Raw genomic sequence first — 19,083 nt, forward strand, 5'->3', positions numbered from 1 at the left:
AAGGAATAATCGGAGTTGGTGTAAACGAAAAAGCAGCCTTGAGTTCTGATAAAAACTGCCCTTTCGTTTACATCAATTTCGATTTTACCTTGGTGAACAAAGTCGCGTCCCTTTAGCCGATAGCTATGGGGATTCAATCGTTGCTCTTTTCCTTAAGTTTATCATACCGGATGTTTTGGTAAAAGTTTTTTTATTCAAGAAATCAATTTCAGGCATGACAAACAAACCTCCTATGCGGAAGTCATTTATTCTATGCAATTGTAGATTTTAACATCTCATATGTGCACAAAAAGAAGAACTGTATTTATCTTTGCGGGGTGATACCATATTCCCTCCGCAAGAAGAACATTTGCATACATCGATGTGATACAAAACCTTTATCATTTCTATTGCATTTAGATTTTTTAATGTAGAAATGTATTTCTTGCATCCAAGCAGATTTCTGCAGTGAGTTATCTTTTTTCTCTTGTTTCTACATGATAGCAGACCATAGTGACGGATTCTGACAAATTGTTTGGGAGGAACATGCATCAGGAATCGACGGATGAATTCTTCTCCTGAAATTGTTTTCTCTTTCCAACAGCCTTCGTTTTTATAGTCTTTTACTGCATATGTAACTGTCGTGTCTTTCATGGATTTAATTCGCTGATTACTGATTGCTATCCTGTGGGTATATTTTCCAAGATAATTGATAACCGACTGTGCACCATTGAAAGTTTCTTTACAGTAAGTGACCCAGTTCTTTTCATAACACTTATCAAGAAGTTCTTTAAAACGATAGCTGTTCTGATATTTCTCCGCTGTACCATGAAATTTAAGCTTAGAATCATTCCACAGGCTTTTTAACTCATCCAGATATTTTCCACGGAACACCTTTGAGATGACACCATATGGGAGAAAAAAATTTCCACCTGTTTCTTTCCATTTATTTTCATCATCAAGCCCACCTCCAAGAACAATGGTATGAATATGAGGATGATAATTCATTGCAGAACCCCAGGTATGAAGAATGCAGATATACCCTATATCAGCTCCCAGGTACTTTGCATCTTTTGACAATTCATTCAATGTGGCTGAAGCAGCATGATACAGTGCATCATATAACAGCTTCTGGTTGCTGTAAATAATGGAATTCAATTCCTCAGGAACTGTGAATACTACATGATAATAGGGTGCATCCAATACGTTCTCTTTTTGTGCATCAATCCATTTCTCTTTCGGAAACTCCTGGCACATGGGACAGCATCTGCTTCTGCAGGAGTTGTTGTGAACACTGATACATCCGCAGTCCTCACAAACACTGATGTTTACACCAAAAACTCCTGTTTTACAGTTTCTGATGTGATAAGCCGTTTTTCTGTGATGAGCAGGAGGGTTACTCCTCTTTTCATAAGAAGGATAGAACCGTTCAAATACATCCTGTATCGTACATGATTTATCCATAATCATTCACCACCCATCTCATCAAATGGGCTTTTAATACCAAGCAGAGTTTTATTGCTTACATGCAGATAAATTTCTGTTGATTTTGGATCACGATGTCCCAAAAGAGCCTGAATGTATTTTATATCGCAGCCTGACTCAAACAGATGACTTGCAAAACTATGACGCAAACAATGTGTGGAGACATGTTTCTGAATGCCTGCTCTTTCGGCGCTTTCACGAAAAAACTGAATGACACTATCTTTTGTAAGATAATCCCCTGTCCATGAACTTGGGAACAGAATCCCCCTTGGTCTGCCACATTGAAACCAGTATTCTGTCAATATTTCGAGCGTCCGGTCTGCAAGCAAAGTATAACGATCAGAGCGACTTTTCCCATCACGGATGTGTATGGTTTTGTTCGTGCGTGAAATATCATCATAATGAAGATGTGTGACTTCTGAAACACGAAGTCCGCCTGAATACATAGTAGCAATCATAGCTTTGTGCTTCAAATTTGGCGTAGCATCAAGAATAGCTGATATTTCTGCTTTTGTAAGCACCGTTGGTAACTTTCTGTCCCTTTTCATACGAGGTATGTCATCATCATCCCAATTCTTCTTCAATATTTTTTTGTAAAAGAAGCGGATTCCTGAATGGTAGTGATTGTATGTTTCTGGTGAAATCCCGGAAAGTTTCTTTTCAGTTAGGAATATATCAACATCGTCAGTTGTTAATGCATCTATATCCTTGGCTGTGCGGTTCAAAAAATGAGCAACACTGGTACAGTATGCATGAATCGTGGAATCCTTGAGATTCCGTTTATTTGCAGCAGATCGAATCTGATTAAAAATTTCTTCGTACATAATAAAATCCTCCATGTAAAATCAGTAGTTAATGAAAAACCCTGCTTACATGGAGGTGCATTAGCATAATAAAACCGCTTGTCAGAAAAGCGGTCAAATGGTATTCTTTTCATAGGCAGTGGTGTCTTTCTGTATTGAATTGTTTTGTGTGGTAACTTTACAATATCAAATACTGGTAAGAATTGCCATTGCCTATTTTATTATTGAGAAAAAGAAAGCTGCGCCACAGCCTTGGCAAGCCATCGCGCAGCGATTTTGTTCAACTTGAATTTGGTGTGTGCTTTATAAATTTTTTCCAATCCACTCAAGTTCGTTCATGGAATCCTTATTTTTTTCAAGTTCATCTCTGGCTGTTGCATAATATGATTTTTTGAAAAGCATATCCCATGAAAGATATTTTGCCATACAGTCAAACTGCTTATCAATCAGCTCATACTGGATGCTGCCTACGGGAGAACCACCTACAACAATTGTGCCAACTTTTTTGTTTTTTAACTGCAATCCACGGCAGTAGCACTTATCAATGATAAGTTTCAATTGTGCTGACATTCCCCACCAATAAACTGGTGTAGCAAAAAGAATCATATCTGCGGCAGCAATTTTATCAATGGTAGAATTTGTATCATCCTTATCGACGCATCCCTTAGAGCATTGACAGACACCACATCCCTTGCATGGTGCAATGTTGAGGTTGTCGGGTTCAATGATTTCAATTTCATTCTTTTCTGACGCTCCTTTTATAAATGCATTGATTGCTGCCAGCGTATTTCCTTTTCTGGCACTTCCATTAATGATTACAATTTTCATGCGTGTATCCTCCAACTTCCGATTTTAATGTCTCTATTATACCATAATGATACTATTATAAAAAAGGAAAAAGAGCTCCTTCGAGCTCTTTTGATTCAGTTCTGTAAACTTGAATTTGACTTGCCTATTTTCTTAAAATCTCATGTGGAGCTTCTATTTCATTTGCCAAGGTATGCTCTGTTAATTCTGACATCAATTTCAATTTTTTATTAATCAATGGTCGCATACAATTAGGAACATGTTCCTGATGCGCTCTGTGGATTGCTACACATTCCTTACAGTTTCCGTGATAACGACAGGCTTTCAGGCAAGGACAGTGATCTTTGTCTTTATACTCCTTACGAAATTCCGCTGCAAATTCTTCTTGCAGTCTCAGTCCCTCGACACGGTTTCCCTTATGAAATTCTACCATTGCATCCAGTTCTTTCTGGTTCCCTTCAATCTTCATGTTATTATAGCGCCTCCATTTCAACTATTCTTCATTTTCTGATAAATTCCGATTTCTATTTTCGTTTCCATAGCATAGTGTACTCTTTTTCACCAGTAGCTTCATCCAAGCCTTCACATTGAATAATGAACCCTTCTCTTTGGTAAAAAGAAATTGCTCTGGCATTCTTCTGGTATACATTTAATCGTAAGCTAACTTTTTTATCCTTAACATAATCTAATAAAAGCTTACCTATGCCACATGACTGCATTTCATCGGAGACAAAAATACCTTCTATATATTTATCATTTAGTCCTACAAATCCTTGTATCATTTTATCTGCTTCAAACACATAAACTTCGTATTGTGACATCATTTCTTTTACTAATTCATAATTACTTTTCCAGTATTGATTGGAAATAAAATAATGTGCTTTCAGATTTGTCTTTAACCATATGTCAGCGACTCTATCGATATCTCCGTTCAGCAACTTTCTAATCATAACAAATATTCTCTACAACTACATCCTTTATGCTTTTCTCTTTTTTTCATTCTATCACAAGCTCACCATTAATCATCAATTTTTTGATATTTTTTCTTTTCCCCCACTGTAAAACAGTCTCTGAGCGTTTCGTTATATAGAGGGATACAAATAAGAGCAAGATCCACCCATGTTTAACAGTAATGTCGTTTGCCATCCTGTTCTCCTATGGGATTTATCTTGATGGGGATTTCCCCATACCCTCTCAATAACAGACGTTTCACTTGTCTGTTGGTTCCACCTAAAGGTGTTCACAGCACTATTTCTAATATCGGAAGGGACAGCCGATATTGAAATACGTGAACTCCCGGCGGGAGGAATAGTCTCAGCGGAAGGAGGAGTATGAGAACAAAAACAAAAATATCTTCTTAGTGCAGCTTATCTCGCCAAGAAACTGAACTACAAACTACTATTCCATCTTCATAGGAAGAGATTCCATCATGTGAAAACTGTTCTGGATACTCTATATCACTAAGTTTCTCGTTTACATAATTATTAAAATTACGATATCTATTCTGTTCATTAAATTGTCCTGATTTCATCGAATTATATATTTCTTCAAGAATACAATATTTTTCATCTTCATACACCCAACAATAGTATTTTTGATTTTTTACAGACTCACATTGATATACCTGATTTAATGAATCCACATACGAAACAAATGCTTGATAATACATAAAGCATTCTTTATCAAAATTAATTTCTAAGTTAACTTCTCCCTTTCCTTCTGGATCCACATCATGTATATTCCATACTTTATCTATACCAGAGTATGCGTCAAAACATGAACAAATTACATGTTTGCTATCTTTTTGTGGGTAATACATCTGGTTTGTTGATGTATCCTTAATTGAACCCACATTATTTAATTGTACTTTTGCATGCTCGATTGTCTTTTTCCTAACATTCTTATTACAAGTCCCCTTACTTTCAAATAAAAATACTTTTTTTTGCCCATCAACTCCGATCCAATCTGGTGCCATTTTTCCATTCACCAACGTTCCTTTAAAACTCTTATCTGTAAAATGATATAATTTGTTAATGTTATATATTTCATTTGCAATAATTCTTGTTGCTAACATACCCATGGCAAAAGAAATTACATTTTTATATGAAGTTTCCGCAAATTCATACTCATCTGAAATTACATAAAACCCTTTTTCCTTTTTTACTGCCATTCTACACATTGATGAATAAAATTTTCTTGCATCTCGAGAAATCAGTTTTTTTCCGTAAAATCCATTTAAAATAGCATATTTACTAAAATCTCCTCTTGAAACGTTAAATGATCTATGTTTGGTTGCATTAGGATTTTTTGAATAATCATTCTCTGAATCAAAATATTCATAATTCACACTTTCCATCTATTTTCCTTCTCCTTATCAGATGTAAATTTTTTTGATATCATTTTATTAACTTATCATTTTTCTTCATTCTATCACAGCATCTATTCTTCCGCCATCAGTCTTTCAAACCAGCTATCCAATAGCAATGATAAATTGGCCTACATCTGGCAATTCTTGCAGCATTTCGTCCAGAGTTTTCTGTTTCACATATTTCTGCACATACACCCAACAGGCAAGTACTCTATGGAGCAATCACTCCGGAAGTACCGGCTTCCATCCTTCAGTTACATAATGATGTAACAATCGTTGCTGATGAAGCTGCACTGAGTGAGATTGATAAATAATATCTACTGGACACCGGACATTGCAGTGTAACTTATGAAACGCATTTAGCTTTTGTTAAAAAAGGGAAGCTGTGATACACATCCATATACCACAACTTCCCTATATTTTCATCTTCATTTAATTTTAATCAATTGTCCATTTAAGCAGCTGTTCTTTCACCTTTTCAAATATCTGCATTACAACTACTAACACAATTACCATAAAGATAAATCCAACCCAGGTATGCAAGATGATACACTCTACAATATGACGGATAATACAGAATACCAGGCCAATCTGTTTGCTGCCGATCTGCTGATTGAAGATGAGGAAATCGAAGATATGGTTCAGAACGAGGACCTGGATTATTTCGGACTCTGCAGTTCATTGAATGCGACTCCGGAACTAATGAGCTTTAAATTATACAGCCTGACAAAACGAGGCCAGGCTTATCATATGCCGATGGAGATTCAGAGCAATTTCCTGGCGAAATAAAGTAAATAAAGATCCTGTTCTATATATCATAGTATGAACAGGATCTTTTTATAATGATTTATTTTCTATCTAAAATTTTATTAAACCGACTAAAGACTCCATAGTTTGTGTGTTTGACTTACTGTTTATATCTATCTTCTCCTAAATATTTTTCTAGTCATTGCAATATAAAATTGCTTATACAGTCTCTCCCTTAAGAGTCCTGGTATTCTGGATAATATACAGAGCGACCGATATGACCATCATTATAGCACACAAACCAATCAACAGATCTGATACCATCGGTGTAATGTGGAACCATATAATATGCACCGCTGCAGTTCCATATAATAAAAAGGTTACTATCTTTCCATGCCAGTCTGCACCATGTACTTTTCCTGTCTTTTGTATCACAAGACATCCACTGACTACCATATACAGCTCCTTACCTGCCATTATTACGATTAAAAGAAGCACATGCGGAAAACGAGTAAACAGACAGATTAACATCGCTGCCTGTGTCAGCTTATCAGCCACCGGATCAAGTATTTTTCCTAAATTACTAATTCTATGGAATCTTCTTGCGATATATCCATCAGCAAGATCCGTAAGACCAGACAGCAATAAGATTTCACCAGCTAACAGAGGATTTTTCTTTACACAATAACTCCATATAATTACCGGAATCAGACAAAGCCGAAAAAAAGAAAGAAGATTAGGAACCGTAATAATTCTATTCAAATTTTCTTCCTGATTCACTTCACTCTGCATGTACGGTCACCTCACTTTCCTTTTTTTTAGACATAAACCAATAAAATATAACACAAAATGCTAAAGCAAACACAACACCAAAAACATTTTGAATCACTCTAAGACTAACCGCTCCTTGTAGTCCATAAGTCTCTGCAGCAATGGCTAAAGCACCAAATGTGTTAAATACTGCCTGCCAGCCATATTGTGCTGAAAATCCTACACCGATTCCACCAAGAATTCCTATATATGCATAGATTGACGAAGGAAGCAGAAAATATAATACTGTAAAACATATAACACCTGCAATATTTCCGACAATCCTTTTACGGACTCTGTAGTGCATATCTTCCATAAACGGCAAAATCGTGGACATGGCCGCAATACCAGCCCACATTGCACGTGGCATATTACAAAGTTCTGCAATGCAAAGGACAATCGGTACGCATAAAATCTGACATATCTGCCATTTTGTTCTGGAAGAAGTGATATCAAATTCTTGTATCAGATCTTTCAGATTTCTTTTATAAGTTCTGTTTTTATGATTTCGATAAAATACGAAGCAGGTAAGTGCTGCACCTAAAGCCATTCCGACTAATCGCATCTGATAGCTTTTTCCCGTAACATCATAACCATATAGCAGCAGATACCCAAGAACCAATGTAGATTGATTAAACATGAATGGATTATGGCATCCGAACAGAATCAACACAGCCAGTGCCGCAATATTTAACAGCATTCCCAATACCGGTGAAAACTGATTTGCTAAATGCGGACATACAGTCATAATTACAAAGAACAAAGCCAAAAGCATCGTAGATTGTCCGGTGTGGATCCCCAGATCCGCATTTCTAAACACCATGAGACATAATAAGACTACTACACCTACAATGCTGTTCTCATTTCCAAATAGGATGCTGAAAATACTAACAAAGAAAAAACAAAATGCCATTGTAACAGCTATCTTCACCAGATATACCCACATATGATATAATTTTTCTTTTAGTGTTTCACTCTTTTTCAACAGGTTTTTAGAACCTGTCTGATTTAACTGCAACTCCTGATAAAATGTCATATAAATCCTCCCATCTTCTAATTTATCTTAAAACTATATAATCTCATCTTTCTGCTTTGGCAGCTCTATAACAAATCTGCATCCACCATATTCACGGTTTTCTGCTTTGATTGTTCCTCCGGCACTATCTACAATCCGTTTTACAAGTGCAAGACCTAGGCCATTTCCTTCTGCTTTATGAGATCCATCTACCTGATAGAACTTGTCAAATATTCTGGATTTTACATCATCCTCTATTCCTGGTCCTTCATCTTCCAGAATGAACTTAACAGAATCCTGTTCTTGTTTCAGAAACATCGTAATTGTCCCCTTTGAAGGGCTGAACTTAATCGCATTATCCAAAAGATTTATCCAGATATGCATAAAAAGTCCTTCATTCCCAGTATATTTAACTTCCTCCAATTCTACCTGAAAACCAATTTCTTTTTCTGTCCATTTTGTTTCCAATGAAAGAAATGCCTGGCGGATCTGTTCATCCAGACGATATTCTGTTTTTTTCATTGGTATATTCTGATTCTCTAACTTGGATAACAGCAAAATATTACCAACCAATCCGGAAAGTCTTTGGGTGTTAAATAAGATTTTTTCTACATATTCCTCTTGATCCTGAGACAGTTCTTCTCCCTGAAGCAGCATTGTATATCCTTCAATGGCATTAATCGGGGTCTTAAACTCATGAGAAACATTAGATACAAAATCCATCTGCAGCACCTCTGTTGCACGAAGTTCTTTTGTCATAACGTTAAAACTTTGATAAGATTCTCCAACTTCTGCTATACGGCTGTTCGTTTCCAAATGCTGTTCAAAATCTCCCTGAGAAACTTTCTTCATTGCTTTACTAAGTCTGGTAATTGGTTCCAGTAACTTTGCATTAATAAAGGAAGTGATCAGCCCTGCAATCAATGTATTAAAAATCAAAAGCCAGCCAAGCACAGGTATGCTGCCCGGCAGATTAAAAAAATGATTCAAAAAAGCAAATAATAAAGCAGATATGACTGTTGAAAATACAAGTGCCAGCCAGATTGCACCAGTCAGACAGGACCGGATCCGCAATCCTTTTTCTTTCTTTTGTTCCATTATTTTTTCACCACCTTGTATCCAATTCCACGCATTGTTACGATTTCAAAATCAGGGTTATCTTTAAAACGCTCTCTGATTCTTCCTATATGTACCTCTATCGTATGTGGGTCTGCCTCCGTCTCGTATCCCCATACTTCATCCATCAACTGTTGTTTTGTAAATGTTCTGCCTGGCGAAGCTGCAAGCTTATATAAAAGCAGGAATTCTTTTTTAGGCAAAACAAGACTTTCCTTATCAGTTGTAACCGTCATTGCATCATAATCAAACTCTGTTGAACCGATCACAATTTTGTGTTCATTCAGTATCTGTGCACGGCGAAGCAGTGCTCCGACTCTTAAAACCATTTCATTCACATTTACCGGTTTTACCATATAATCGTCACTTCCCGAAAGAAATCCCTGGCGCATATCATCAAAGGAACCTTTCGCAGTGATCATAAGCACTGGTATCTGATATCCTGCTGAACGAAGTTCTGACACCAGTTCATAGCCATCCATAACCGGCATCATAATATCAGAAATGATCAGATCAATATATTCCTTATCCAATACTTCTAATGCCTGTGCTCCATCCGATGCACTTTTGACTTGATATCCATTCTTCTCAAGCACTTTTTGGAATAGCTGGCTTAATTCTTTATCATCTTCTACAATCAATATTTGAAACACGTTTTCCTTCCTCCTTATTAAAACAGATACCTTGCCCATCCAAGCAGATGCTGTACCAAAAATATTTTTCTCTGACGTTTCTTTGTTAATTCGATTGGCTCTACATGATATGGATCATTATAAGTTCCGCCTTCTAATATCTGGCGGGACACTTTTTCATATTCCATCATGCCCTCTTCCAACTGTTTATTAATATCTTTACTGCGAATTACAAGCATCAGTTCCGTATCCAGATATGCACTTCTCATGTCCATATTAAAGGAACCGATTACAGACAGATCATCGTCAATGAGAATACTTTTTCCGTGGTATGAATAACCGCCTTCATATTCCCAGATATTAATTCCTGTACTTAAGATTCTATTTCTGTTTTTCGCATAATCGGCAGCCCCAAATGGATTCCCATTATTCGCAACTGAATTTGTCATGATAGAAAAATCTGAAACGTTCTCTGCAATCTCCTCCCATGTATTATACATCATATCATTACAGATAATATATGGCGTGTGGATCTTCACACGATTTTTTGCATTTTTCATCAATTCTCCCAACTGATACCACACTACTGGTTCTTTGGAACCTGTGTGAATAGGATTTGACACTAATGTAATCTTTTCTGTCTCAAAAGTTTCGTCCGTATAATCGGTCTCGCAGATTCTTTCCTTATTCTCTTCAAAATATTTCTGATAGCTGTTCTGCAACTCTAAAACTGCGTTCTTTACAGATTTTCTATTTGCCAGTTTTTTATTGTTATGAAAATAACCACTGTCTTCCTGATTCCATATGGTTTCAAAATACTCTGACAACTGGTTAACTGAATTTTCTTTCTCAGGTTCATCGCAAACCACTAACACGTCTCTGTCATAGTTTTTATGTCCCGGAAAATCACCCAGGAAATAATTGTATGTATTTCTTCCCCCAAGAATATATCTCTTTCCATCTGCAATCAAATATTTATCATGCATTCTACCCATCATTTTCCACGGTTTCAACGGATTGGCCTTATTATACAGTTTAATTTCAACATTCTCATGGGAAGATAATCCATAGAAATACGGATTTCCTTCCATATCAATCCAGCTCTCCATTCCATCTACTAACAGACGAATATGTACACCTCTGTCTGCCGCATCATGCAGTGCTCCTAAAATCAATTTTCCACTTTCATCGGATTGAAATGCAAAAGTAGAAAGAATAATTTCCTTTTTTGCATTCTTGATCAAACGCACTCTTTGTAAAAGCGCTTCTGGATTCTTTTCTATGATTACTGCCCGTTCTGTATTTTCACTGCATTCGTTCCATAACCCATTTTTTGTTTCTTTTTTGGTTGTATTGGACACTTCCGGCTGCTTTTTATATGCAACGCAGATTCCGAGCAATTCATAAAAAGCCACACATAAAAAAATTGCCAGTATAACAAGAAGGATTTTACATATTTTATGCTTTTTCATTGTACATCACCTGATTCCTTTTTATTTCATACTTATACAATACAAAGTCAATCTCAATTTAACCTCAACAAAATTTATTTTTCATAAAAAAATATGACCGGCTTCTTTTTAAAGAAACAGTCATATTTTTATTCTAATATATGAAGGAGCTTTTCTTACTCCGTTGTATTAATCACTATTTTATTTCTTCCATAAGCTGTCGGATTTTTCTCAATGTACACCGTGTAACTGCCAGGTCATCTTCTTGTATATTCGATATGATTTTTTCATAAGCTTCTATCATTTTTTCTTTCTGACAATTACTTAATTCAATTGCCTTGTTCGTCAAAACAAGGTATGTTCTTTCTTTTTTTTCATCTAATTTCCAGATAATATATCCTTTATTTTCAAGACTTTTTACCATCTTAGATGTTTCTGGAATCGATAATTTCATGTATTCTGCCACTTCTGAAAGATATACTCCTTCATGACAGTCTGATTTTTCAACACATTCCTTTATACTATAAAGAAACAAATAATCTGTTCTTTCGACAAATTCAAATATACTTTCAACATTGATGCTCTTTAAAAAAAACTCCTCTGCACTGGTTCCTGCTCCCATATTATCGTTCCTCTCTTTCTATATATTCTTTTTTGCTGACTAGACTCTTATATGCCGGGCGAATGATCTTATCTGTAGTTATCAATTCTTCCAGGCGATGTGCACTCCAACCAGCAATTCTTGCTATCGCAAATAATGGCGTGTACAATTCTCTTGGAATATTCAACATGTCATACACAAAACCACTATAGAAATCTATATTAGGACTTACTCCTTTGAATATCTGACGCTGCTTTGCAATCAACTTAGGTGCAATCTTCTCAATATTGTTATAAAGGGTCATATCTTTCTCACGTCCTTTATCCCTTGCGAGTTGTTCTACAAAGCCTTTGAACACCCTTTCTCTCGGATCTGAAATAGAATATACAGCATGTCCCATTCCATAAATAAGTCCTTTCTGATCAAACGCCTCTTTCTTCAAAATCTTACTCAGATATGATGCAATTTCCTCTTCGTCTTCATAATCTTTCACATGACTTTTAATATCATCCATCATATTCATTACCATCAGATTTGCACCGCCATGTTTTTTTCCTTTTAAGGATGACATTGCTGCTGAAATAACAGAATAAGTATCTGAACCTGAAGATGTTACTACCCGTGTAGTGAATGTAGAATTGTTACCACCACCATGTTCCATATGTAACAATAATGCTATATCCAGTACTCTTGCTTCCAGTTCTGTGAATTTTGTATCTGGTCTTAATAGGCGCAGGAAATTTTCAGCAATAGATAAATCTTTTTCAGGTCTATGAATATACATACTTTCGTTTTTTTCATAATGACAATAAGCATGGTATGCATATACTGCTAACATAGGAAATGCTGCGATCAACTGCATACTCTGCCTTAGCACATTCGGAATTTCAAGACTTTCTTTTTCCTTATCGTAAGAGCCCAATGTAAGAATACTTCGAGTCATAGAACCCATAATATCTGATGTAGGTGCTTTCATAATGACATCTCTGGTAAAGTTAGTCGGTAGTTCCATACAATCAGATAGTCTTCCCTGAAATTCCATTAACTGTGTATCAGTTGGCAATTCTCCGAATAAAAGAAGATATGCTCCTTCTTCAAAGACAAACCTTTTTCCTTTACTTCCTGTTACTAAATCTTTTATATTATAACCACGATAAGATAACTCGCCATCACATGGACTCTTTACTCCATCACGATATTCAAAAGCTTTTATATCAGAAATATTTGTAAGCCCCGTCAACACACCTTGTCCTTTTTCATCTCGTAAGCCTCTTTTTACACCATACTCTGAATACAGATTCTTACTAATGCTATCATTTTGTTCACAAAAAATTGCTTGCTGTTTCATATAATTTTCCAAATTGCTCATTTGAATCGCTCCTTTCATTCTGTTACGAACTTACATACTATACTCAGATATTCTTGTTTCCAGTGCATTCAGCATTGTCTGTTCTTTTTCTTATTCTTATTCATTAGCAATACAATACAATGGAAAACTCAATTTAACCTCAACAAGGTTTGTTTTTTCATCCATGCAAAATCTTCTTTGTACAACAGACTGTTAGATATAGCAAAAACGGCCTTTCAAAAACAGTTAACTTCTAAATCAACTTTTTTTGAAAGGTCGTTTCATCAGATTCTTATAGCAATCCAGCAAATAATCTCATAAATAATTGTCCCAGTCGCAAATATGCACTTCGTCCGGTTTGATATTGGTCTGTCACATCACGACATTCTCCCATCGTTCTTATCAGATCATTTTTTATTTCCACAACTGCCTGACAATCTGCCATAAAACAGCCGTTTTCAAAATGGTGATATAAACTTCGATAATCCAGATTAATTGTTCCACAAGTTGCCATACAGTCATCTGCCACACTCATTTTTGCATGACAGAAACCAGGAGTCCACTCATAAACACGAACACCATGTTTAACTAATCCATGATAAAAAGAACGAGTTATATTATAAATGAATTTTTTATCAGGGATACCAGGTGTGATAATTCTTACATCTACCCCTCGCTTAGCAGCCAGACATAACGCATGCGTCATTTCATCTGTTATGATTAGATATGGAGTCATAAACCAACAATATTTTTCAGCTTTATTTATCATACTGATATAAACTTCTTCTCCGACTTGCTCATTATCCATAGGGCTGTCTGCATAAGGTTGAACAAACCCAGTTTGCTGTGCCGCATAATCATAGTGGAAAAGGTATTTACTAAAATCAGAATCATTAGCATCCTTATCACTTACTGCATTCCACATTTCCAAAAATGTCACCGTAAGCGACTGAACAGCATCTCCTTCTAAACGAATACCTGTATCTTTCCACTGTCCATACGGGTGTGTGTAATTAAAATATTCGTTTGCTAGATTATATCCACCTGTAAATCCGACTTTTCCATCAATAACTGTTATTTTTCTATGATCACGATTGTTCAAAAACAGATTTAAACCTGGCATAAACGGATTGAATACACGGCAATGAATTCCTATTGCCTCCATCTTTTTCACAAAATCTGTGTTAATAAAGCCTATAGAACCCATATCATCGTAGAATACTCTAACTTCCACACCTACTTTTACTCGCTCTTCCAGAACATCTTGAATCTTATGCCATGCTTCAGCGTCTTCTATCGCATGATATTCCATAAAGATAAACTTCTGTGCTTTCTCCAAATCCTTAAGCTGTGCCTCTAATCCTTTTACTGCTTCATCAAAATACACAATATCCGTATTCTGATAGATTGGATACTGCGAATTTCTTTGTATGTAACTTGCTATATTTCCTGCTTTCGGAATTGTTTCTTTTATTTTGCTCAAACACTCCTGACTGTCCGGAAGCATTGGTAACAATTTGCTATCAATTTCTGCATATCGCTCACGCATTTTATGTGTGCCACCATTCAAACCAATCAACAAATACAGGCCTACACCCATAATTGGGAAAATTAGAATTAAGATGATCCAAGGCATTTTCATAGAGGATGTCTTATTTGATGCGTACAATCCCAAAACCAAGATCCCACTCAAAATCCTTGTAAATAAATTTATGATTTCTGCATATTCATTCAAGCGTGTTACGATAGTAATAATAAAAATCACTTCCAGAAGAATGCAGATTATGGAAAAACACAGCCGTTTTACCCCATTTTTTGTTTTTGCTTTGCCCTCTAAAGTATCTTGTTTCATATATATTCCACCTTCCTACTTGCTCAGTTTTCTCCCTAAATTTCGTGGAACATACCAATTTTGTCTTTTATTCTCTGCATTTCATTATCTGCTTCAATGATAGCTCTTGCAGAATGAAGTAATTCTTCACTTATCTCATCATAGCCAGGCATTTCTTCAATTCCTTTTTTATAGCGAAGTTGATGTTCCAATGTTGCCCAGAAATCCATACCATTGGTTCGAATCTGTAATTCTACACGCATAGGTGTTTTACCCTTAGCAAAAAATACTGGTATTTCAACAATCATATGATAGCTTCGATAACCATTCGATTTTGGATTTTTTATGTAATCTTTTATTTCAATAACTTTAATATCATCCTGTTGGGTAATCAAATCTGATATCATATAAATATCGTCAATAAACGCACAAACTATTCGAACGCCTGCTACATCATTGAGATATGTCTGTATATTTTCTGTTGTAAATTCATATCCCATCTTCTGCAGTTTATCGTAAATACTATTGGGCTTCTTAATTCTTGTTTTTATAAAAGAAATAGGATTTCGATTGTTCTCAACTGAAAATTCATCATCCAAAACCTCAAGTTTAGTTTGTATCTCCCGAATAGCACAACGATACATCATCATTAAATTATAAAATTTTGTAGCATTATTTAAAAACTGTAGTGATTCCGGACTGTTCATCCTGAGTTTTTTTACTTCATCTTTTGTCATGGAACTTTCCTTTCTACCTCATCCCTGATTTCAAAACATTATTTATTTTGATAGTTGATTCGTTCTCCTTGAATTACTGGATAACAAATCATTTTATCACTATCCAGATTTTCTACATGCATATCTACTGCACTGATCTGATGGTTTTCATAAGTATTGTAATAATAAATACCTTTTGTAACATTACAACACGACGTATACAATGTGATTTCATATTTTCCATCCGCTACTTCGCAACATCCTCGTTGCTGATCCACAGATCCGAGAATATGGAAGAATTGGCTAACGCTTTCTTCCTCTGATTCACCTGAAATTGCATTTACCTTTGTAAAAGCTACACGTACAAAGCGTGATGAAGATGAGAGATCTCCCGGAAGACCTAATCCTCCCATACCTCTACTATATGCATCAAGAGCCAAATTTTCGCAGAAAGTATTTCTGGGCTGTTTAGGAGATAAATACATATAATTATTTAGTTGAAACATCTGCTGTGGAAATGGCGGATTATTCGTAAGCACTCCTACTGGATTATCATAAATATGCAAACCATCTGACATAGATTCTACCGTAATTGACTCATTCTCATCAGAAATGATCCAGTGTAATTGTGCTAATGGCAATTGCTCGCTGAAAGGAGTATTAACAATATTAATTCGTTCAAGAAGCTCGCGAACTTCAACTAAAGAAGAACACTGACTTAAAATCCAAGGAATAAATTCAAACTGTGCAATATTTTCCACATCTGGCTTAATCGCGGCATAAACAGCATTTCCGACAAAATTCAGTCCTGCCATTGCCACTCCTTTTTCATTCATAGCATCATAATACAAAGGATAATCCTCTGCAACATGAGCCATTCCAATAATTGCATAATGATTTTTCATATCGCCAACATGGCGAAAATTAAACGCATAATTACGTGGTGTAATTACTATCTGATCACCATAAGAGAATTCATAATCGAGGGTTCGTCCAAAGTAAAAATCTTTTGTTTTATAAGTTGCTGCTGTACACATGATCGTTTATCCTCCTAAATAGATTGAAATATGTCAATGAGTTTTTTTCTTGAACAATAGTATAGCACAATCTTTTATTTTGTTCCAACTTCATACATGATCATAACATGTAAACTTTAAACTATTTTCCTAGATTATTTCTCCATCAGTTTTTCAAACCAGGTATCCATAGCTAGGATGAATTGACCTACGTCTGGCAATTCTTGCAGCATTTCGTTTAGGGTTTTGTGCTTCACATATTTCTGCACATACACCCAACAGGCAACGAACGCTACTGGCTTCTGATACAATGTCAGCTATGGTTTTGCGCATAAGCTCTTCAAATTCAGCAATTTCTTCTTTCGGAACAACATCATACAGTGTTGGTGCCTGATGACTTATTTTTACTCCATTTTCATTTGCATCTTTAAGCAGATTCTTAACTTTTTCTCTTGAATCCTCCGGTACTTTCATGTACTCCCACATAAATGCTACCACATCGGCTGGTGTGTCTTTTTTTAGTGGTGGTAACTGAATATAATCATTGTTTTCGCTCATTTTCATATCCTCCTCACGATATAATAAAATCATAGGCGTTTGCGAAACGCCACAAGCCGCATAAATACGGCATTTTTTGTTACCTATAAACAAATAACTCCTCACCGGATATGGTATAATAGAGTTGACTAAAAACTATAAACCTACATCCAAGAAAGGAGTTATTCTGATACTTATGATACCATATAAACAGCTTTCTTTGGCAGATATTTTTTCAGATTGCCATGAAAAATTTGAAAATGACAAACCTGCTTTTCTTTCTCTATTAGAAACCCATATCGATATTGATGAGTTAATTCCGATTTCTTTTAGAAATCATTTCTATGCATCGACGGGCAGAACCCGTAAATACCCTTTGCAAGCTTTTCTGTGGGCTTTGATTATTCAACGTATTTTCTCTATCCCTACGGATCAGCTTCTCCTGACTTTTCTCGCTTACTCAAAATCACTTCGGGAATTCTGTGGTTTTACTAAAGTCCCAGACGCTTCCAAAATCACCCGATTCAAACAGGATTTTTTAGATGACCTCCAGCTTGTTTTCGATAACCTTGTTGATGTTACCGAGCCTATCTGTCAGGCGATTGACTCTGCAAAAGCGGATATGACCATCTTTGATTCTTCCGGCATAGAAGCATTTGTTACCGAAAATAATCCCAAGTATGCTAACAGGATCATCAAACAGCTTAAGGCATACGCGAAAGCTCAGGGCTTTGATAAATCCTATGATCCTTATAAAGCTGCCTATGGTTCCATGCCTTCTCATGCTTCTGCTAATCCTGAGATTAAGCAGCTCTATATCAATGGGCATTTTTGCTATGTCTTCAAGTTCGGCATTGTCACTAACGGATTGGGCATCATCCGCCACATATCTTTTTATAACAAAAACTTTATGGCTTCACATCCTGATATCGTTGTCGAAAAGAAATCCGATTCCCCTGACGAAGATAAATGTGTTCATGATTCAAAGCTTTTAATCCCCACACTTAAGGACTTCTTTTCCAAGCATCCTTTGATTAATCCAAAAACCTTCCTGGGTGATGCTGCTTTCGATACCGCACAACTCTATAAGAGCCTTCTTACCGGTGACACTTTTGGTAATGACAAACATTTCTCGAAAGCTTATATTCCGCTGAATGCAAGATCCGGACTTGAAAATCTGGATTATTCCATCAATGAAGATGGTATTCCGTGTTGTCCCCATGATCCTTCTTTACAAATGAAGTACGAAGGCACTTCCAAACTTCACAGTGGAGTAACAAGATATAAATTTGTCTGTCCAAGAATGAAATGGATTTATGATAAATCAACTCAAAAATCCCATCGTCATTGTTTCTGTGACAACCCTTGTACTTCTTCTAAATGTGGGCGGATGGTCTACATCTACCCGGAAAAGGATCTTCGTGCTTATCCCGGAACGATCCGCGGCACCGAAAAATGGGATGATACCTATAAAATCAGGACTGTTGTCGAAAGAGATATCAACCACATCAAAGACAATCTCTGTCTTGCAGGACGCCGAACCCAAAATGAGAGGACTCTGCATGCTGATCTGATTCTTGCCGGGATCACACAACTTATTACTGTTGTTCTCGCAGATAAGATCAATCACCACGAATATATTCGAAGCATAAAACCACTCATAGCTTAGGACTTACCACTTTCATAAAGTCCATAGCTTATTAAAGTGCGCCTAACATGTGCGATTATCCATTTTTCATTCCACAAGTCGTGCTCTTCGCGAATTCTTCCTTGTTTTGGTTCAAGGTTACGAACGAGCACCGCGAGTTTCGCAATTACCTA

The 19,083-nt window shown here is 36.1% G+C and carries 20 protein-coding genes and 1 pseudogene; 3 read left to right on the plus strand and 18 right to left on the minus strand.

The window, feature by feature from the left end; translation table 11 throughout:
- Positions 1–267: 267 nt before the first annotated feature.
- The 7 genes from AC075J_RS14250 to AC075J_RS14280 all read right to left on the minus strand — a co-directional run bounded on the left by AC075J_RS14250 (position 268) and on the right by AC075J_RS14280 (position 5,430).
- The gene (locus AC075J_RS14250) at positions 268–1,443 is read right to left on the minus strand and encodes an IS91 family transposase (protein WP_020993160.1); all 1,176 of its coding nucleotides are present in this window, start codon (positions 1,441–1,443) and stop codon (positions 268–270) included.
- 2 nt (positions 1,444–1,445) lie between these two features.
- A complete protein-coding gene (locus AC075J_RS14255; RefSeq protein ID WP_020993164.1) occupies positions 1,446–2,288 on the minus strand; it encodes a tyrosine-type recombinase/integrase in 843 nt (280 codons plus the stop codon).
- Positions 2,289–2,570: 282 nt separating this feature from the next.
- Positions 2,571–3,095, minus strand: a complete 525-nt coding sequence (locus tag AC075J_RS14260) for a flavodoxin family protein (protein WP_055060821.1) — start codon at positions 3,093–3,095, stop codon at positions 2,571–2,573.
- A gap of 124 nt (positions 3,096–3,219) precedes the next feature.
- Complete coding sequence (locus tag AC075J_RS14265; RefSeq protein ID WP_004613237.1) at positions 3,220–3,543, minus strand: hypothetical protein; 324 nt, start codon at positions 3,541–3,543, stop codon at positions 3,220–3,222.
- 55 nt (positions 3,544–3,598) lie between these two features.
- Positions 3,599–4,024, minus strand: a complete 426-nt coding sequence (locus AC075J_RS14270) for a GNAT family N-acetyltransferase (protein WP_055053942.1) — start codon at positions 4,022–4,024, stop codon at positions 3,599–3,601.
- Positions 4,025–4,070: 46 nt separating this feature from the next.
- Complete coding sequence (locus AC075J_RS14275) at positions 4,071–4,220, minus strand: hypothetical protein (protein ID WP_167338141.1); 150 nt, start codon at positions 4,218–4,220, stop codon at positions 4,071–4,073.
- A 211-nt stretch (positions 4,221–4,431) separates the two neighbouring features.
- Positions 4,432–5,430 (minus strand): hypothetical protein, encoded by a 999-nt coding sequence (locus AC075J_RS14280; protein ID WP_006427156.1) that lies wholly within the window; start codon positions 5,428–5,430, stop codon positions 4,432–4,434.
- Positions 5,431–5,657: 227 nt separating this feature from the next.
- Between AC075J_RS14280 and AC075J_RS14285 the strand changes: the two are divergent.
- Positions 5,658–5,756 (plus strand): annotated as a pseudogene (locus tag AC075J_RS14285) (glucosamine-6-phosphate deaminase); the annotation flags it as partial.
- Positions 5,757–5,979: 223 nt separating this feature from the next.
- Positions 5,980–6,231 carry an ImmA/IrrE family metallo-endopeptidase gene (locus tag AC075J_RS14290; RefSeq protein WP_006427154.1) on the plus strand — a complete coding sequence of 84 codons (252 nt, stop codon included), beginning with the start codon at positions 5,980–5,982 and terminating at the stop codon, positions 6,229–6,231.
- Positions 6,232–6,408: 177 nt separating this feature from the next.
- Here the strand turns inward: AC075J_RS14290 and AC075J_RS14295 are convergent, their stop codons facing one another.
- The 11 genes from AC075J_RS14295 to AC075J_RS14345 all read right to left on the minus strand — a co-directional run bounded on the left by AC075J_RS14295 (position 6,409) and on the right by AC075J_RS14345 (position 17,283).
- Entirely contained in the window at positions 6,409–6,981 is a 573-nt protein-coding gene (locus AC075J_RS14295) for a CDP-alcohol phosphatidyltransferase family protein (protein ID WP_055053943.1), read from the minus strand.
- Positions 6,971–8,035 carry an FUSC family protein gene (locus AC075J_RS14300; RefSeq protein ID WP_055060228.1) on the minus strand — a complete coding sequence of 355 codons (1,065 nt, stop codon included), beginning with the start codon at positions 8,033–8,035 and terminating at the stop codon, positions 6,971–6,973. Before AC075J_RS14300 ends, AC075J_RS14295 begins: the two co-directional genes overlap by 11 nt.
- A gap of 33 nt (positions 8,036–8,068) precedes the next feature.
- Positions 8,069–9,112 carry a HAMP domain-containing sensor histidine kinase gene (locus AC075J_RS14305; protein WP_055053945.1) on the minus strand — a complete coding sequence of 348 codons (1,044 nt, stop codon included), beginning with the start codon at positions 9,110–9,112 and terminating at the stop codon, positions 8,069–8,071.
- Complete coding sequence (locus AC075J_RS14310) at positions 9,112–9,822, minus strand: response regulator transcription factor (protein ID WP_003693048.1); 711 nt, start codon at positions 9,820–9,822, stop codon at positions 9,112–9,114. The genes AC075J_RS14305 and AC075J_RS14310 overlap by 1 nt, the downstream gene beginning before the upstream one ends.
- A complete protein-coding gene (locus AC075J_RS14315; RefSeq protein WP_055060227.1) occupies positions 9,801–11,234 on the minus strand; it encodes a phospholipase D family protein in 1,434 nt (477 codons plus the stop codon). The genes AC075J_RS14310 and AC075J_RS14315 overlap by 22 nt, the downstream gene beginning before the upstream one ends.
- Before the next feature lie 175 nt (positions 11,235–11,409).
- Positions 11,410–11,835: a MarR family winged helix-turn-helix transcriptional regulator gene (locus AC075J_RS14320; RefSeq protein ID WP_006858455.1), complete on the minus strand. Its 426-nt coding sequence runs from the start codon at positions 11,833–11,835 to the stop codon at positions 11,410–11,412.
- Between the two features lies 1 nt (position 11,836).
- On the minus strand, positions 11,837–13,201 hold the full coding sequence (locus AC075J_RS14325; protein WP_172679323.1) for a citrate/2-methylcitrate synthase: 1,365 nt from the start codon (positions 13,199–13,201) through the stop codon (positions 11,837–11,839).
- Between the two features lie 253 nt (positions 13,202–13,454).
- Positions 13,455–15,014, minus strand: a complete 1,560-nt coding sequence (gene cls, locus AC075J_RS14330) for a cardiolipin synthase (RefSeq protein ID WP_055060226.1) — start codon at positions 15,012–15,014, stop codon at positions 13,455–13,457.
- 35 nt (positions 15,015–15,049) lie between these two features.
- A complete protein-coding gene (locus AC075J_RS14335) occupies positions 15,050–15,730 on the minus strand; it encodes a GTP pyrophosphokinase (protein ID WP_005347231.1) in 681 nt (226 codons plus the stop codon).
- A gap of 38 nt (positions 15,731–15,768) precedes the next feature.
- Positions 15,769–16,746 carry a choloylglycine hydrolase gene (gene bsh, locus AC075J_RS14340; RefSeq protein ID WP_005347230.1) on the minus strand — a complete coding sequence of 326 codons (978 nt, stop codon included), beginning with the start codon at positions 16,744–16,746 and terminating at the stop codon, positions 15,769–15,771.
- Between the two features lie 153 nt (positions 16,747–16,899).
- The gene (locus AC075J_RS14345; protein ID WP_330380956.1) at positions 16,900–17,283 is read right to left on the minus strand and encodes a hypothetical protein; all 384 of its coding nucleotides are present in this window, start codon (positions 17,281–17,283) and stop codon (positions 16,900–16,902) included.
- 175 nt (positions 17,284–17,458) lie between these two features.
- Between AC075J_RS14345 and AC075J_RS14350 the strand changes: the two genes are divergently transcribed.
- The gene (locus tag AC075J_RS14350; RefSeq protein ID WP_055200932.1) at positions 17,459–18,931 is read left to right on the plus strand and encodes an ISNCY family transposase; all 1,473 of its coding nucleotides are present in this window, start codon (positions 17,459–17,461) and stop codon (positions 18,929–18,931) included.
- Positions 18,932–19,083: the final 152 nt, after the last annotated feature.

The sequence above is a fragment of the Blautia sp. ZXY-1-C6 genome (assembly GCF_056339875.1).

Bases quoted from the DNA above. Each gene is read 5' to 3' on its own strand.
- AC075J_RS14250 (WP_020993160.1), bottom strand. From the start codon at position 1,443: ATGGATAAATCATGTACGATACAGGATGTATTTGAACGGTTCTATCCT.
- AC075J_RS14255 (WP_020993164.1), bottom strand. From the start codon at position 2,288: ATGTACGAAGAAATTTTTAATCAGATTCGATCTGCTGCAAATAAACGG.
- AC075J_RS14260 (WP_055060821.1), bottom strand. From the start codon at position 3,095: ATGAAAATTGTAATCATTAATGGAAGTGCCAGAAAAGGAAATACGCTG.
- AC075J_RS14265 (WP_004613237.1), bottom strand. From the start codon at position 3,543: ATGAAGATTGAAGGGAACCAGAAAGAACTGGATGCAATGGTAGAATTT.
- AC075J_RS14270 (WP_055053942.1), bottom strand. From the start codon at position 4,024: ATGATTAGAAAGTTGCTGAACGGAGATATCGATAGAGTCGCTGACATA.
- AC075J_RS14275 (WP_167338141.1), bottom strand. From the start codon at position 4,220: ATGGCAAACGACATTACTGTTAAACATGGGTGGATCTTGCTCTTATTT.
- AC075J_RS14280 (WP_006427156.1), bottom strand. From the start codon at position 5,430: ATGGAAAGTGTGAATTATGAATATTTTGATTCAGAGAATGATTATTCA.
- AC075J_RS14290 (WP_006427154.1), top strand. From the start codon at position 5,980: ATGCAAGATGATACACTCTACAATATGACGGATAATACAGAATACCAG.
- AC075J_RS14295 (WP_055053943.1), bottom strand. From the start codon at position 6,981: ATGCAGAGTGAAGTGAATCAGGAAGAAAATTTGAATAGAATTATTACG.
- AC075J_RS14300 (WP_055060228.1), bottom strand. From the start codon at position 8,035: ATGACATTTTATCAGGAGTTGCAGTTAAATCAGACAGGTTCTAAAAAC.
- AC075J_RS14305 (WP_055053945.1), bottom strand. From the start codon at position 9,112: ATGGAACAAAAGAAAGAAAAAGGATTGCGGATCCGGTCCTGTCTGACT.
- AC075J_RS14310 (WP_003693048.1), bottom strand. From the start codon at position 9,822: ATGGGCAAGGTATCTGTTTTAATAAGGAGGAAGGAAAACGTGTTTCAA.
- AC075J_RS14315 (WP_055060227.1), bottom strand. From the start codon at position 11,234: ATGAAAAAGCATAAAATATGTAAAATCCTTCTTGTTATACTGGCAATT.
- AC075J_RS14320 (WP_006858455.1), bottom strand. From the start codon at position 11,835: ATGGGAGCAGGAACCAGTGCAGAGGAGTTTTTTTTAAAGAGCATCAAT.
- AC075J_RS14325 (WP_172679323.1), bottom strand. From the start codon at position 13,201: ATGAAAGGAGCGATTCAAATGAGCAATTTGGAAAATTATATGAAACAG.
- cls (WP_055060226.1), bottom strand. From the start codon at position 15,014: ATGAAACAAGATACTTTAGAGGGCAAAGCAAAAACAAAAAATGGGGTA.
- AC075J_RS14335 (WP_005347231.1), bottom strand. From the start codon at position 15,730: ATGACAAAAGATGAAGTAAAAAAACTCAGGATGAACAGTCCGGAATCA.
- bsh (WP_005347230.1), bottom strand. From the start codon at position 16,746: ATGTGTACAGCAGCAACTTATAAAACAAAAGATTTTTACTTTGGACGA.
- AC075J_RS14345 (WP_330380956.1), bottom strand. From the start codon at position 17,283: ATGAGCGAAAACAATGATTATATTCAGTTACCACCACTAAAAAAAGAC.
- AC075J_RS14350 (WP_055200932.1), top strand. From the start codon at position 17,459: ATGATACCATATAAACAGCTTTCTTTGGCAGATATTTTTTCAGATTGC.